Annotated in this window: 11 protein-coding genes and 1 pseudogene; 6 read left to right on the forward strand and 6 right to left on the reverse strand. The window is 63.6% G+C overall.

The window, feature by feature from the left end; translation table 11 throughout:
- Window positions 1-13 precede the first annotated feature (13 nt).
- The 4 genes from ACIOVF_RS02715 to ACIOVF_RS02730 are packed head-to-tail and all read right to left on the reverse strand — an operon-like array spanning window position 14 to window position 4,643.
- Complete coding sequence (locus tag ACIOVF_RS02715) at window positions 14-442, reverse strand: acyl-CoA thioesterase (RefSeq protein WP_401287286.1); 429 nt, start codon at window positions 440-442, stop codon at window positions 14-16.
- Window positions 442-1,605, reverse strand: coding sequence for an iron-containing alcohol dehydrogenase (locus ACIOVF_RS02720; protein ID WP_401287289.1), 1,164 nt, complete (start codon window positions 1,603-1,605; stop codon window positions 442-444). The genes ACIOVF_RS02715 and ACIOVF_RS02720 overlap by 1 nt, the downstream gene beginning before the upstream one ends.
- A gap of 39 nt (window positions 1,606-1,644) precedes the next feature.
- The gene (locus ACIOVF_RS02725; RefSeq protein ID WP_401287292.1) at window positions 1,645-3,408 is read right to left on the reverse strand and encodes an acyl-CoA dehydrogenase C-terminal domain-containing protein; all 1,764 of its coding nucleotides are present in this window, start codon (window positions 3,406-3,408) and stop codon (window positions 1,645-1,647) included.
- On the reverse strand, window positions 3,405-4,643 hold the full coding sequence (locus ACIOVF_RS02730) for a 3-hydroxyacyl-CoA dehydrogenase NAD-binding domain-containing protein (RefSeq protein ID WP_401287295.1): 1,239 nt from the start codon (window positions 4,641-4,643) through the stop codon (window positions 3,405-3,407). Before ACIOVF_RS02730 ends, ACIOVF_RS02725 begins: the two co-directional genes overlap by 4 nt.
- 78 nt (window positions 4,644-4,721) lie before the next feature.
- Between ACIOVF_RS02730 and ACIOVF_RS02735 the strand changes: the two genes are divergently transcribed.
- The gene (locus ACIOVF_RS02735; protein ID WP_401287298.1) at window positions 4,722-5,633 is read left to right on the forward strand and encodes a LysR family transcriptional regulator; all 912 of its coding nucleotides are present in this window, start codon (window positions 4,722-4,724) and stop codon (window positions 5,631-5,633) included.
- 88 nt (window positions 5,634-5,721) lie between these two features.
- Here ACIOVF_RS02735 and ACIOVF_RS02740 read toward each other — a convergent pair whose 3' ends face one another.
- Window positions 5,722-7,140, reverse strand: a complete 1,419-nt coding sequence (locus ACIOVF_RS02740) for an amino acid permease (RefSeq protein WP_045194356.1) — start codon at window positions 7,138-7,140, stop codon at window positions 5,722-5,724.
- 445 nt (window positions 7,141-7,585) lie between these two features.
- Here ACIOVF_RS02740 and ACIOVF_RS02745 point away from each other — a divergent pair, with 445 nt between their 5' ends.
- The 4 genes and pseudogenes from ACIOVF_RS02745 (at window position 7,586) to ACIOVF_RS02760 (ending at window position 12,866) form a co-directional block, all read left to right on the forward strand.
- Complete coding sequence (locus tag ACIOVF_RS02745; RefSeq protein WP_401287302.1) at window positions 7,586-9,004, forward strand: PLP-dependent aminotransferase family protein; 1,419 nt, start codon at window positions 7,586-7,588, stop codon at window positions 9,002-9,004.
- A gap of 271 nt (window positions 9,005-9,275) precedes the next feature.
- Window positions 9,276-10,664, forward strand: coding sequence for an APC family permease (locus tag ACIOVF_RS02750; protein ID WP_195884554.1), 1,389 nt, complete (start codon window positions 9,276-9,278; stop codon window positions 10,662-10,664).
- 336 nt (window positions 10,665-11,000) lie between these two features.
- Window positions 11,001-12,008, forward strand: a pseudogene (locus ACIOVF_RS02755) (HAMP domain-containing protein); the annotation flags it as partial.
- A gap of 102 nt (window positions 12,009-12,110) precedes the next feature.
- The gene (locus tag ACIOVF_RS02760; RefSeq protein ID WP_371128676.1) at window positions 12,111-12,866 is read left to right on the forward strand and encodes a methyl-accepting chemotaxis protein; all 756 of its coding nucleotides are present in this window, start codon (window positions 12,111-12,113) and stop codon (window positions 12,864-12,866) included.
- Window positions 12,867-13,142: 276 nt separating this feature from the next.
- Here ACIOVF_RS02760 and ACIOVF_RS02765 read toward each other — a convergent pair whose 3' ends face one another.
- Window positions 13,143-13,451 (reverse strand): hypothetical protein, encoded by a 309-nt coding sequence (locus ACIOVF_RS02765; RefSeq protein WP_401287597.1) that lies wholly within the window; start codon window positions 13,449-13,451, stop codon window positions 13,143-13,145.
- A gap of 317 nt (window positions 13,452-13,768) precedes the next feature.
- Here ACIOVF_RS02765 and ACIOVF_RS02770 point away from each other — a divergent pair, with 317 nt between their 5' ends.
- Window positions 13,769-15,106, forward strand: a complete 1,338-nt coding sequence (locus tag ACIOVF_RS02770; protein WP_213603878.1) for a ferric reductase-like transmembrane domain-containing protein — start codon at window positions 13,769-13,771, stop codon at window positions 15,104-15,106.
- The last annotated feature ends 3 nt before the right edge of the window (window positions 15,107-15,109 follow it).

Raw genomic sequence — 15,109 nt, forward strand, 5'->3', positions numbered from 1 at the left:
CGATGTACTCCAGTCAGTCACAACGCAAACGGCCCAATGCCGCCCGCAGGGGTTCAGGGATGGTTAGCGGGCGGTTGCTGGCGCGCTCGACAAATACGTGAACAAAGCGCCCCACTGCGCAGGCCTGCGGCTGCCCGGCCTTGAAGATGCCCAGGCGGTAGTGCACCGAGCTGTTGCCCAGCTTGCTCACCGCCAGGCCGACCTCGATGCGCTCGGGAAAGGCGATCGAGGCGAAGTAGTCGCAGCTGGAATTGACCACCAAGGCGATCACTTCACCCTGGTGGATATCCAGCCCGCCGTGCTCGATCAGGTAGCTGTTCACCGCGCTGTCGAAAAAGCTGTAGTAAACGACGTTATTGACGTGGCCATAGACGTCGTTGTCGTGCCAGCGCGTGGTGATCGGCTGGAAGTGGCTAAAGGCCTCGCGCCCGGGCTGCTCCATCAGAACGCCTCCCGGTAGATCGCCAGGGCATCGGCTTCACTGACCTCGCGCGGGTTGTTGACCAGCAGGCGTTGCTGTTGCATGGCATCGCGGGCCAGCTGTTCGAGGCTGTTTTCGGGCACACCGGCATCGCGCAAACGGCTCGGCAGGCCGCAGCGCGGGCTCAGTTCCGCCAGCTCATCGATCAACTGCGCGGTGAGGCTGTGCACATCGCCGGCGCGCAGGCGCTCACCCAGCAGCAGCGGCGCCAGCTCGGCATACAAGGGCGCCGCCGCTTCAGCGTTGAAGCGCAGCACATGGGGCAGCACCAGGGCGTTGGACAGCCCGTGGGGGATATGAAAATGCCCGCCCAGCGGATAGGCCAGCGCATGCACCGCCGCCACCGGCGCGTTGGCAAACGCCTGGCCGGCCAGGCACGCGCCCAGCAACATGGCCTGGCGCGCCTCGCGGTTGCTGCCCTTGTGCACCGCCTGGTCAAGATTGCCCGCCAGCAACTTCAACGCCTCGCGGGCCAGCAGGTTGGACAACGGGTTGCGCTTGAGCTTGCTGGTGTAGGCTTCGATGGCATGAACCATGGCGTCGATGCCGGTCGCAGCGGTAACGGCTGGCGGCAGGCCGAGGGTCAGGTCGGCGTCGAGCAGCGCAAGATCGGGCAGCAACAGGTTGGAGACCACGCCCATCTTGCTGTGCTCGCCAGTGGTGACGATGGCAATCGGGGTGACTTCCGAACCGGTGCCGGCGGTGGTCGGTACCTGGATCAACGGCAAGCGCCGGCCACGGGCCTGGTCGACGCCATAGATATCGCTGAGCAGTTGCTGGCATTGCGGGTGCGCCAGCAGCGCCACCAGCTTGGCGACGTCCATGGAGCTGCCGCCGCCAAAGCCGACGATCAGGTCGGCGTGCATCGCCCGCGCCTGCAACACCACCTCCAGCACACAGGCTTGCGGCGGGTCGGCCTGCACCTGGTCGAACACCTCTACGGCCAGGCCTTGCTGGGCAAAAGCGGGCAACAGTGGCTCGAGCAAACCCAGGCGGGCAATGCCCGGGTCGGTGACGATCAACACCGCCCGCGCCCCCCGCTCGCGGCACAGGCTGGCCAGGCGCAAGGCGGCGCCGGCTTCGCAGAGGATCTGCGCGGTGGTAGCAAAACTGAATGAGTGCATGCGGCGTCCCTCGTTGTTGTTGTGATGCCCGCAGGTAAATCAGAAAGCGAAATCGGCCTCCGGCAGGCTCATCAGGCAACCAGCACCGGCCAGCAAGGCTTCACGGTGGGCGCCAGCACGGGGCAAGACTCTGCGCAGGTAAAAGTCCGCCGCCTGCAGCTTGGCCTGGTAGAACGCCGCCTCGCTGCTACCGGCCGCCAGGGCCGCGCTGGCGCGCTCTGCCGCTTGCAGCCACAAGGCCGCCAACAACACATAGGCCGAGTAGGCGAGAAAATCCACCGACACCGAGCCGATCTCTTCCGGGTCGTGGCGGCAGGCCTGCAACACCGACTCGCCCAGCGCCCGCCACTGCTGCAGGCACTGCCCTACCCGCTCGGCCATCTGCGCCTGACGGGTAGCCTGGTTTACCTGCGTTGCCAGCTCATCGATCAGCGCATTGAGCTCACTGCCGCCATCGCCAAGCAGCTTGCGCCGAACCAGGTCCAGGGCCTGGATGCCGTTGGTGCCCTCGTACAGCTGGGTGATGCGGCTGTCGCGCATCAACTGCTCCATGCCCCACTCGCGGATAAAGCCATGCCCGCCGTAGAGCTGCACGCCGAGGCTGGCGACTTCCTGGCCGCAGTCGGTGAAGAAGGCTTTGACGATCGGGATCAGCAAGGCGGCGCGGCGTTTTGCAGCGCTGCAATGATGTTCAAGATCGAGCTGGCGCGCGGTGTAGGCGGCGAGCATGCGACAGCCTTCGCTGAGGGTTTTCTGGGTCAGCAGCATGCGCCGCACATCGGGGTGGACGATGATCGGGTCGGCGGCTTTGTTCGGCGCCTTGGCGCCGCTGATGGCCCGCGACTGCAAGCGCTCGCGGGCATACACCAGCCCCCCCTGGAACGCCGCCTCAGCAATGCCCAGGCCCTGCAGGCCGACCTGAAAGCGTGCGTCGTTCATCATGGTGAACATGCAGGCCAGGCCCTGGTTGGCCTCGCCCACCAGCCAGCCGCTGGCGCCGTCGAAGTTCATCACACAGGTGGAAGCGCCCTTGATGCCCATCTTGTGTTCCAGCGCGCCGCAACTCAAAGCGTTGCGCGCGCCGAGGGTGCCGTCGGCGTTGACCAGCCGCTTGGGCACCAGGAACAGGCTGATGCCCTTGACCCCGGGCGGTGCATCGGGCAAACGCGCCAGCACCAGGTGGATGATGTTGGCGCTCAGGTCCTGCTCGCCGCCGCTGATGAAAATCTTGCTGCCACTGAGCTGGTAGCTGCCGTCGGCCTGGGGCATGGCGCGGGTACGCAACAGGGCCAGGTCGGTGCCGGCCTGGGGCTCGGTAAGGCACATAGTGCCGGTCCATTCGCCGCTGACCAGTTGCGCCAGGTAGCGTTGCTTGAGCGCGGCGCTGCCATGGCGATCCAGCGCCAGCACCGTGCCTTCGGTGAGCCCGGAGTAGATGCGAAACGACAGCGACGCGGCCATCAGCATCTCGTGAAAACTGGCCGAAACCATTTGTGGAAAACCCTGGCCGCCGAAATCCAGCGGCCCGGTCATGCTCGCCCAGCCCTGCTCGACGTAGCGTTTGTAGGCCTGGCGAAAGCCATCGGGCGTGGTCACCTGACCGTCGTGCAAACGACACCCCTGCTCGTCACTGTTGCGGTTCAGCGGTGCGACCACTTCGGCGGCAAAACGGGCGCCCTCTTCGAGCACGCCATCGATGGTCTCGCGGTCCAGGCCGTTGCCCAGTTGCTGGCAATGGCCACTGACATCGAACAGCTCGTGCAGCACGAACCGCATGTCGCGTAGCGGTGCCTGATAGCTCATGCCCGGCCCTCCTGGACAACAGCAAAGTCTTTGCCGGCGGCGACCAAGCGGGCAATCAGCGGCGCTGGCCGCCAATGTTCACCCAGCATGCGCTGCAGGCGCTCCAGACGTTCCTGGATCGAGGCCAGGCCCTGGCTGCCAGCCCAGCGCATCGGCCCGCCAACCGCGGCCGGGAAGCCGTAGCCATTGAGGTAGACCCGATCGATGTCGTGGCTGTTGGCGGCAATGTTCTCTTCGAGGATCTTCGCTCCTTCGTTGACCAGCGCCAGCAGGCTGCGCTCGACGATTTCCGGGGCGCTGATCAGCCGGCGGCGATAGCCCAGGCCGGCAGAAACACGCTCGATCAGGGCATCGACCTCTGGGTCGTGCTCGGCCTCGCGGCTGCCCTCGGCGTACTGGTAGTAACCACGACCGGCCTTCTGGCCGAAGCGGCCGAGCTCGCACAGGGCGTTGTCGACTTGCACCAGCGGGCTGTCCATGCCCTGCCCGGCCAATTGGCGCGCGCGCCATTCAAGGTCGACACCGACCACGTCGTACATGCGAAACGGGCCCATGGCAAAACCGAAAGCCTGCAAGGCGCCGTCGACCTGCTGGGGCAGCGCGCCTTCGAGGAGCATCTTGCGCGCCTCGTCGGCGTAGGTTTTGAGCATGCGGTTGCCGATAAAGCCGCGGCAGTTGCCAGCCACCACGGCGATCTTGCCCAGGCGCTGGCCCAAGATTTTGGCCTGCTCGAGCACGGCCGCCGAGGTGTGCTGGCCGCGAACGATTTCCAGCAGTTTCATGATGTGCGCAGGGCTGAAAAAGTGCAGGCCCAGTACCTGCTGCGGGCGCTGGGTGACGGCGGCAATGGCGTCGATATCCAGCGCCGAGGTGTTGCTGGCGAGGATCGCGCCGGGCTTGAGGGTGCGGTCCAGGGTGCGGAAGAGTTCCTGCTTGAGCTCGAGGTTCTCGTACACCGCCTCGATCACCAGGTCGACATCGGCCAGCGCTGCGTAGTCGTCCACCGGCCGAATGCGCGCCAGGTTCTGTTCGGCCTGCGCCTCGCTGATACGGCCCTTGACCACCTGATGGGCCCAGGTGTCGGCAGCCATCTTCAGGCCGGCGCTGACCATCTGCGCGCTGGCATCGAGCCACAACACCGGAATGCCGGCACTGGCCAGGCTGATGACAATCCCCCGGCCCATGGTCCCCGCCCCTATCACTGCGGCCTGCTGCACATCGAAGTCGTTGCTCACACCGGCACCCCTAAGTCGAAAAGAAGGATTGCCGACACCCTAAGCAGCTGCCTACTATTTGAGAAATTTCATTTTCATATGTGTGATATTTGCAATGTGAATATATCTACCTTCGACCTCAACCTGCTGCGCATCCTCGACGTGCTGCTGCGCGAGCAGAATGTCTCACGCGCCGCCGAGCGCCTGGCCCTCAGCCAGCCGACGGTGAGCAATGCCCTGGCGCGCCTGCGCGAACTGCTCGACGACCCGCTGCTGGTGCGCATCGGCCGGCGCATGCAACCGACGCCCAAGGCCCTGGCCCTGGAAGGCCCGATCCGCTCGGCGCTGCAGCAGATCGAGCAAACGCTGAATGTCGGTGAAAGCTTCGACCCGCACCTGAGCCGGCAGACCTTTCGCATTGCCATGACCGACTTCGTCGAACAGCTGTGCATGCCCGGCCTGCTGCGCCGCCTGCAGGAGCGCGCGCCGAACCTGCGCCTGGACATCGCCCCGCTGGCGCCAAGCCTGCCGGTGGATGCCCTCGACCGTGGCCAGCTGGACCTGGTGCTGGGGCGCTTCGATGAAATTCCGGCGCGCTTTGCCCGTCATCACTGGCGCAACGAGACCTTGCAGATTGCCCTGCGCCAGGATCATCCGCTGGTGAACGGCGCACTGGATCTAGACACCTTCCTGCGTCTGCGCCACCTCTGGGTGCATGGCGGCCAGACCCGCGGCATGGTCGATCAATGGCTGGGGGAACAAGGCCTGGCGCGGCAGATCGTCTACACCACGCCCAACTACCTGCAGGCGGCGCACCTGGTGGCGGCGTCGGACTTGTGCGTGGTGCTGCCGACGCAACTGGCACGTCACTTCGCCACGCTGCTGCCGTTGCAGCTGCATGACTTGCCGTTTGCGCTGGAGGTGTTCGAGCTTGAGCTGGTGCACCTGGCCCAGCGCGGGCAGGACCGCGCGCTGGGCTGGTTGGTGGGTGAGATTTTGCGAGTAACTTGAGGGCCTCATCGCGGGTCAAGCCCGCTCCCACAGGTCATGTGTACAGCACAAATCCTGTGGGAGCCGGCATTGCCGGCGATCAGATGGGTCAGGACAGCGCTTTTTTCGCCGCCCGCACGTGCAACACCGCGCCCATCAGGGCCACGACAATCGCCGCCGCACCGGTGGAGAACACCAGCACCTGGTAGTCCGGGACAAAGGCCATGGTTACCAGGCAGCCGATGATGAACACGATCACCAGGTAGGTCAGCCACGGGAACAGCCACATTTTCAGACGGATCGGCTTGCCCTCGGCTTCGAGCTTGCGGCGCATCTTCAGTTGCGAGAAGGCGATCACCAGGTACACCAGCAAGGCGATCATGCCGGTGGTGTTCATCAGCACATCGAGCACGTCTTTCGGGCGCAGGGTTTCGCTGAAGTTGATCAGGGCCACGAACACCGCCACCGAGCACGAGCCGATGATCGAGAACACCGGCACGCCGGTACCGGCACGGGTGATCTTGAAGAACGACGGCGCATCACCACGGGTCGACAGCGAGAACAGCATGCGCGAGGCGGTGTAGTGCGCCGAGATCAGGCAGCTGCTTACCGAAGTCAGCACCACGAAGTTCATCACAAATTCCGCACCCGGAATACCCAGCAGCTCCAGGGTACGACGGTACGAGCCGTAGCCCGAGGTGCCCATCAGCGGGTCGTTCCACGGCACCAGGGCGACGATCAGGAAGATCGAGCCGACGTAGAACAGGCACACCCGCCAGACCACCGAGTTGGTCGCCTTGACGATCTGCTCGGACGGGTTCTTCGACTCGGCGGCAGCAATGGTGACGATTTCGGCGCCGAGGAAGGCGAACATCACCCCGAGCATGGCCACCACCACCGCCTCCATGCCGTTGGGCATGAAGCCTTGCGCGGTGAGGTTGCTCAGGCCGTGGACTTCACCGGTGGGCCACAGGTTGACTACCGCCAACCCGCAGACCACCAGGAAACAGATGATCGCCACCACCTTTATCAAGGCGAACCAGAACTCGAACTCGCCGTAGTGCTTGACGTTGAAGAAGTTGACGCTGATCAGCACCAGGGTGGTGGCCAGGACGAACACGTTGACGCTGATCGACGGGAACCAGCCGTGCAGAATCTTGCCGGCGACGTAGGCTTCCCAGGCCATCAAAATCACCCAGAACCACCAGTACAACCAGCCGATGGTAAAGCCCGCCCAGCGGCCGATGGCGCGCTCGGCGTAGGTGGAGAACGAGCCGGTGTCGGGCGATGAAGTCGCCATTTCACCGAGCATGCGCATGATCAGCACCACCAGGATGCCGCCGGCCAGGTAGGCCAGGATGGCCGCGGGGCCTGCGCTGTGAATCACACTGCCGGAGCCGACGAACAATGCCCCGCCGATAACCCCGGCGATCGACATCATGGTCAGGTGGCGAGACTTGAGCGAAGCGCTGAGCTTGCTCTCGTGCTCCACCTTCGCTGTGGAAGTGGATGTGGATGTTGCGTCCATCAGTAGCTACCTCGTGTTCTTTTTATGCAAGGAAACTCGTGACACCGCCTGCTACAGCGGTCTCACCCATTCGAATCGGTAAAGGTGCGGGCAGCCGCAATCGCCCGGCCCAGGTCATGGGTCGGCGACGCTGCTCACAGGGCCAGCGGATTACCTCTGGTCGGATTGAACGGTGCAATGGCGCGATGGCGGGTCAGTGCCACCTGTGCGCAAGGAGCGGTTGGGCGGTGCCCAAGGGTAAAAGCATGTGTGTCATTGTGATTATTCATACTGCTTCAACGTGCTTTAGCTAGCGATAACAGACCCCTAATGTAAAAATGTCCGACACATAGAGCCATGCACAGCGCGATGAAAAATCCACTGCACTGTACAGGCCGCCGATGCAGTACACCGCGTTTTCCTGCAGGCGCCCGGCGTTACGCACACCTGAAGGCACAGCTTCCCCATGCTTGAATTACGACCCGACGCATCGCCCCCGCTGGTCAACCAGATCATCAACGGGCTGCGGGAGTTGATCGAGAACCAGACCCTCAAACCCGGTGCCAAGGTGCCCTCGATCCGGGCCTTCGCCGCCACCTATTCGGTCAGTACATTCACCGTGGTCGAAGCCTACGACCGCCTGGTCGCCCAGGGTTTGCTGGTCAGCCGCGGCAATGCCGGGTTCTTCGTCAACCGCTCGGCCGTGGAGCTGATCGAAAGCCAGGCCAGTGAGCCGGCGCCGGGCAAGCCGGAATTCAATTCCGAGTGGTACCTGCAGCAAATCTTCGAAAGCCGCCAGCTTGCGTTCAAGCCCGGCTGCGGCTGGCTGCCCAACGACTGGATGTTCGAAGACGGCCTGCGTCGGGGCATGCGCCAGGTCGCCAGCAGCGTGCTGGAATTGAGCGGCTACGGCGACCCCATGGGCCTGCTGGAACTGCGCACCCTCACCGCGCAGAACCTGCAGCAGGACCTGCGCATCGTCGCCAACCCCAACCAGCTGATGCTCACCCACGGCGCCAGCCAGGCCCTGGACCTGGCCGTGCGCACCCTGGTGCGCCCGGGCGACGTGGTGCTGGTGGACGACCCCGGCTACCCCAACCTGATGAGCATTTTGCGCTTTCAGGGCGCGACCCTTCTGGGCGTACCGCGCACGCCCAACGGCTACGACCTCGACCACCTCGAACGGCTGCTCGAACACCACCGGCCGACGGTGTTCTTCACCCAGCCGCACCTGCACAGCCCGACCGCCTCGCGCACGCCGCTGGCGCAACTGCACCGCCTGCTGCAACTGGCTGCGCGCCACAGCTTTCGCCTGGTGGAGAACAACCTCTACGCCGACATGATCAACGAGCCGCTGCCGTGCCTGACCAGCCTCGATCATCTACAGCAGGTGGTGTACGTCGGCAGCTACTCGAAGAGCATCTCGCCGAATGTGCGGGTCGGTTTCATGCTGGCCAACCCCGAACTGATGCAGCAACTGCTGCAACTGAAAATGCGCTCGGGCCTGACCACCTCGCAGGTGATGGAACGGGTAGTGTACGCGGCCATCACCGACGGCCGCTGGCGCAAGCACCTCAAGCGCCTGCGCCAGCGCCTGGCCGATGCGCAGCAGCAGGTCAGCGAACAGCTCACGCGGCTGGGTTTCGAGCGCTTTATCGAAGGCGATGAAGGCATGTACCTGTGGACCCGCCACCCGGCCATCGCCGACAGCGCGGCGCTGGTCGACGACGCCCTGGAGCAAGGCATCATGCTCGGCCCCGGGCAGTTGTTCATGGTCGACTCACAAGCGACCGGGTGGATGCGCTTCAACGTCGCGTTCAGTACCGACGCGGCGTTGTGGGAGAAACTTGAGAAGTTGCTGGTCAAGCATGGGCGGCGTCAGTAGGAGCGGGCTTGCCCCGCGATGGCGACAAGGTAATCGATATAAATCGATTACTTTGAAAAACACAAAGCTCAGCGTCTATTTTATTCAACACGCACTCTTACCCAAAAACCCCGCCATAGAGCCACACAGATCGCTTTTTCGAACCCCGCACCGTACCAACCAGAAATTTCTTGTAAAAATTTAATTGACACACCTCTGTCACTCTTCTTATTTTCCCTCCCTGCCTCACCTTCATAAAAATAATTTCAAACCCTACGGGCAAGCGCCATCCATGCCAGTCTCTTCGCGTGCAGCACACCAGCAGAACACAGGAACGGTTCTCGACTCCGCAGCGGACGCACACTTCAAAAAGACCCTGAAACTCTGGCAAGTGGTCATCATTGGCCTGGCCTACATCGCCCCGATGACCGTGTTCGATACCTTCGGCATCGTCTCCGGCATCACCCATGGGCATGTGCCCAGCGCCTACGTACTGGCGCTGCTGGGCATCCTCTTCACCGCGGTCAGTTATGGCGTGCTGGTTCGGCGCTTTCCCGAGTCTGGTTCGGCCTATACCTACACGCGCCGGGCAATCAACCCGCACGTGGGCTTTCTGGTCGGCTGGTCGTCGCTGCTCGATTACCTGCTGCTGCCGATGGTCAACGCCCTGCTGGCCAAGCTCTACCTGTCGGTGATGTTCCCCGAGGTGCCGGCCTGGGTCTGGGTGGTGGGCTTCGTCACGGTGATGAGCCTGATCAACATGCGCAGCATCAACCTGGTGGCCAACTTCAATACCTTGTTCGTCGCCATCCAGGCGCTGATCATCGGCGTGTTCATCTACCTCACCCTACGCGGCCTGCACAGCGGCGAAGGACTCGGCACTTCGTGGAGCCTGCTGCCGTTTGCCGATCAAGGCACGCACTTCAACGCCCTGGTCGCCGGCGCCACCATCCTCTGCTTTTCGTTCCTGGGTTTCGATGCGGTGACCACCCTGTCGGAAGAAACCGAGAACGCGCAGAAAGTCATCCCACGGGCGATCTTCCTGATTGCTTTGATCGGCGGCCTGGTGTTCATCGTCGTGTCCTACTACATCCAGGCGTTTTTCCCGACCATGGACCGGTTCCAGGACCACGAAGCGGCCCTGCCGGAAATCGCCCTGTATGTCGGCGGCAAGCTGTTCCAGTCGATCTTCATCTGCTGCACCTTCATCAACACCCTGGCCTCGGGCCTGGCTTCGCAAGCCAGTGTGTCGCGCCTGTTGTACGTCATGGGCCGCGACAACGTCATCCCGCGGCGCTACTTCGGCCGCCTGCACGGCAAATGGAAAACCCCGGTGATCAACATCGCCATCGTCGGGCTGATCTCGCTGTCGGCGATCTTCTTCGACCTGGTGACCGCCACCTCGGTGATCAACTTCGGCGCGCTGGTGGCCTTCAGCTTCGTCAACCTCTCGGTGATCGTGCACTGCTACCTGCGCGAAGGCTGCAACAAGACCTGGCTGGACAAGCTCAAGTACCTGGTGGTGCCGACCATCGGCTTTTGTATCATCGCCATCCTCTGGCTGGACCTGGACAGCCACTCGCTGCTGTTCGGCGGGGTGTGGGCGACGCTGGGGGTGTTGTACCTGGCGTACCTGACCAAAGCCTTCAGGGTCGCACCGCCCAGCTTCATTGCCGAGTAACTGCCCGTAGGAAACAGCCCGTCGATACTGACGGGCTTTGTGCATTCAACAACCCGACAGAACAAGGACGCCCTCATGCTGCTGCGCCGCCTGCTGATTCAATGGAAGATCACTTTGCTCGCCGGCCTGTGCCTGCTGGCCATCGTGGTGGTGCTGATGGCGGCCACGCTGATGCAGTCGAGCCGCAGCGCCGCGCTGGTCAACACTGCCAACACGCAGATGCTCGACCACAACGCACGGCTGCGCCTGCACACCTCGGCCCAGCTGCAGGCAGCGAATATCCAGCGTTACTTTCGCGATGCGTACCTGTATGGCGATGGCGTCGCGCAACTGGTGATGTTCTTGAAGGCCCAGGGCAACGTCAACCTGCGCCACGACCTGACCGAACAGACCCGCAAGGCCTTGGGCAAGAACCCCGACCTGCTCGGCCTGTACCTGGTGTTCCTGCCCAACGCCCTGGACGGCAAGGACAGCGCCTTCAGCGATCAGGCCGCGGTCGGCAGCAACGAGAACGGACGCTTCTCGCTGTACTGGTCGCAGCCCAAGCCCGGCGAGCTGGAGTCTGAAGCCATGCCCGAGTCGATGCTTGCCGACACCAGCCTGTCGGCCAACGGCTCGGCCTACAACCGCTGGCTCACCTGCCCGCTGGAAACTGGTGAAGCCTGTGTAGTCGATCCGTACTTCGACAGCGTCGGCGACCGTACGCCATTGATGACCAGCATCGCCTTCCCGCTCAAGCAGGACGGCAAGATCGTCGGCGTCATGGGCCTGGACATCAGCCTCGACAACCTGCAGCAACTGAGCCTGGACGGGCGCAAGGAGCTGTTCGACGGCAACGGCCAGGTCAGCATCGTCAGCCCTGCCGGTTTGCTCGCCGGGCATAGCCGCGATGCCGCGCAGCTAAGCAAGAAATTCGAGCAAGTGTTCGGCCAGCAGGCCAGCGCCGTGGCCGCGCAGATGCGCGCCGGCAAGGCGGCTGAGTTCAGCGACAACGGCGTGCTGCAGGTCAGCCAGTCGTTCGCCCCGGTGCCCGGCGCACAACCGTGGAGCGTGCTGCTGGAAGTGCCCGAACAGGTACTGCAAGCGCCGGCGATTGAACTCAACGCGCGCCTGGACGCGCACAACATCAGCGCCAACCTCAGCAGCCTGCTGATGGCCCTGGCGGCGGCCTTGGTGGGCCTGGTGGTGATCTGGCTGACCGCCCGTGGCGTGACCCGGCCGATTTTAAGTGTGGCGGCGATGCTCAAGGACATCGCCAGCGGCGAAGGCGACCTGACCCGGCGCCTGGACTACGCCAACAAGGACGAGCTCGGCGAATTGACCCACTGGTTCAACCGCTTTCTCGACAAGCTGCAACCGGTGATTGCCGACGTCAAAGCCTCGGTGCAGGACGCGCGCAGCACCGCCGACCAATCGGCGGCGATTGCCAGCCAGACCAGCGCCGGCATGCAGCAGCAATACCGCGAAGTCGACCAGGTGGCCACCGCCTCCCAGGAAATGAGCGCCACCGCCCAGGATGTCGCCCGCAACGCCGCGCAAGCCGCCGAAGCTGCGCGCGGCGCCGACCTTGCCAGCCGCGAAGGCCTGAGCATGATCCGCAACACCACCCAGGCGATCGAACGCCTGGCCAATGAAATGACCGCCGGCATGCAAGAAGTCCAGCAACTGGCCAGCCGCAGCGAGCAGATCGGCTCGGTGCTGGAAGTGATCCGCGCCATCGCCGAGCAGACCAACCTGCTGGCCCTCAACGCCGCCATCGAAGCCGCCCGCGCTGGCGAGGCCGGGCGCGGCTTTGCGGTAGTGGCCGATGAAGTACGCAACCTGGCCAAACGCACCCAGGACTCGGTGGACGAAATCCGCGTGGTGATCGAAGGCCTGCAACAAGGCACCCGCGAAGTGGTCGACACCATGCACAGCAGCCACCGCCAGGCCCAGGACAGCGTCGCCCAGGCCGAACAGGCGCTACCGGCACTGCAGCGAATTGGCGAAGCGGTGACAGTGATCACCGACATGAACCTGCAGATCGCCTCGGCGGCCGAAGAGCAAAGCGCGGTGGCCGAAGAAGTGAACCGCAACGTAGCGGGGATTCGCGATGTGACCGAGTCGCTGTCGGGCCAGGCGCAAGAATCGGCGCAGATCAGCCAGGCGCTGAACCGGCTGGCCAATCATCAGCAGGGGTTGATGCAGATGTTCCGGGTGTAGCGCTCTCCTGTGGGAGCCGGCGTTGCCTGGATTGCGACCGCTGCGCGCTCGATCGCCGGCAAGTCCGGCTCCCACAGTTGATTTGTGTACGCCGGACCTGTGGGAGCTGGCTTGCCAGCGATGAGGCCAGTACAGCCAGCATATTCGGCGCTGCCTGGATTGCGACCGCTGCGCGCTCGATCGCCGGCAAGTCCGGCTCCCACAGGTTGATTTGTGTACGCCGGACCTGTGGGAGCTGGCTTGCCAGCGATGAGGCCAGCAGCCAATGCACCCCTCTCACCGCCGCCGATAACTCTTCTTGCCACTGGGCGTCAGGCAATACACCCCACCCCGCGGCCCCGTGCAGAAGCTTCCGGTCCCACAACCACAGCCCTCACTTGCCCCGCGCAACGGCTGCACCGAAGGCCGCGCAGCACTGCCGCCCGTATACGCCGTGCAACTGCGTTTCGACGCACTGATCGACCCGTCATTACACAAAAACAGATCGCCATCACATCCAGCAATCCCCCCCTTGCGCCCGGAGCAAGGCGTGTTGCCCGCCAACGCCGTGGACGCCGCCAACACCAATACCAGGGCCAGCCCCAGCCGCCCGTAAAAACAACGTGCCACAGCATTCCCTCCGTAGAATATGGCCGAATGCTATCAGCGTTGCCATAGCTCAGCAAAACCCGGCCATCCGTGCTCCCAGGGCAAAGCTGATTGTCCCCGTCGACTATCAACCCGGTGGCGATCCGCTAAAGGCGTAATGAGTAACGTTCACAGCAAAGTCCAGCGGAAAATCTCACTTTAATCGCTAACCGATTGATCTATATCTGTATTTAACCAGTTAACCTATCAACAGATGCCCGCAACTGCCCGTTTAATGCCGAGAATGTCTACACCATTCACGGTGGAGAGTAGAGTTGAAGCGCATCAAGATAGTGTTGTGGTCGTTGTTCATCGGCTTGACCCTGCTATGGGCACTGGCAGATACCTTTGTGCCCACCCCACTGACTTACTTCTCGCTACGTTCAGTGCTGGTGCAATACACCGGCGTCATCGCCATCGCCGCCATGAGCGTGGCGATGATGCTGGCCGTGCGCCCGCGCCGCCCGGAACCGCTGCTGGGCGGGCTCGACAAGATGTACCGGCTGCACAAATGGCTCGGCATCAGCGCCCTGATATTCGCCAGCGTGCACTGGGTCTGGGCCAAGGGCACCAAGTGGGCGGTCGGCTGGGGCTGGCTGGTCAAGCCGGCCAAGGGCGGCGGCGCGGCGCCGGAACTCGGCGCGATCGAGCAGGCACTGCGCAGCCAGCGCGGCCTGGCTGAAACCCTGGGGGAATGGGCGTTCTACGCCATCGGCGTGCTGATCATCCTGGCCCTGGTCAAGCGCTTCCCGTACCACTGGTTTGCCAAGACCCACACGGTGCTGGCTGCGCTCTATCTGGTGCTGGTGTTCCACACCGTGGTGCTGCTCAAGTTCGACTACTGGCTGCAACCCATCGGCATCGTCACCGCACTGCTGCTGGTCGGCGGCACGCTGGCGGCGCTCCAGGCACTGTTCAAGCGCATCGGCAAGCAGCGCAAGGTCCAGGGTCAGATCCAGACCCTGATCCACTACCCGCAGGCGAACCTGCTGGAAACCCACATCGCCCTGCAAGCGGGCTGGCCCGGGCACCAGGCTGGCCAGTTTGCTTTTGTGACCTCATCCGAATCGGAGGGGCCGCACCCGTACACCATCGCCTCGGCCTGGGACCCGCAAGCGGCGCAACTGCGCTTTATCACCAAAGGCCTGGGCGACCACACCCGCCGACTGCCAACGCGCCTGAAAGAAGGCGACCCGGTGACAGTGGAAGGCCCGTACGGCTGCTTCACCTTCGAAGACCAAAAGCCCCGGCAGGTCTGGATTGGCGCCGGCATTGGCATCACGCCCTTCGTGGCCCGGCTCAAGCAACTGGCGCTGGAGCCGGACCGGCAACACAGTATCGACCTGTTCCACCCGTGCGGCGCGGATGCTGCCGACGCCATCGACAACCTGCGCGCCGACGCGGCCGCGGCCGGCGTGCGTTTGCACCTGTGTGTGTCTGGCCAAAATGGCCGGCTCAGTGGCGAACGCCTGCGCAAGGAAATTGCCGACTGGCAGCAGGCGAGCTTCTGGTACTGCGGCCCTGCGGACTTTGGCCAGGCCCTGCGTGACGACCTGGTAGCCCATGGGCTGAAGCCGAAAGACTTCCACCAGGAGTTGTTCCAGATGCGCTGACGA

Origin of the sequence: Pseudomonas sp. NPDC087612 (assembly GCF_044743505.1) — a bacterium.
Lineage (GTDB): Bacteria > Pseudomonadota > Gammaproteobacteria > Pseudomonadales > Pseudomonadaceae > Aquipseudomonas.

Coding starts and splice junctions, on each gene's coding strand:
- ACIOVF_RS02720 (WP_401287289.1), bottom strand. CDS start 1,605: ATGCACTCATTCAGTTTTGCTACCACCGCGCAGATCCTCTGCGAAGCC.
- ACIOVF_RS02750 (WP_195884554.1), top strand. CDS start 9,276: ATGCCAGTCTCTTCGCGTGCAGCACACCAGCAGAACACAGGAACGGTT.
- ACIOVF_RS02715 (WP_401287286.1), bottom strand. CDS start 442: ATGGAGCAGCCCGGGCGCGAGGCCTTTAGCCACTTCCAGCCGATCACC.
- ACIOVF_RS02745 (WP_401287302.1), top strand. CDS start 7,586: ATGCTTGAATTACGACCCGACGCATCGCCCCCGCTGGTCAACCAGATC.
- ACIOVF_RS02740 (WP_045194356.1), bottom strand. CDS start 7,140: ATGGACGCAACATCCACATCCACTTCCACAGCGAAGGTGGAGCACGAG.
- ACIOVF_RS02760 (WP_371128676.1), top strand. CDS start 12,111: ATGCAGCAGCAATACCGCGAAGTCGACCAGGTGGCCACCGCCTCCCAG.
- ACIOVF_RS02735 (WP_401287298.1), top strand. CDS start 4,722: ATGTGTGATATTTGCAATGTGAATATATCTACCTTCGACCTCAACCTG.
- ACIOVF_RS02725 (WP_401287292.1), bottom strand. CDS start 3,408: ATGAGCTATCAGGCACCGCTACGCGACATGCGGTTCGTGCTGCACGAG.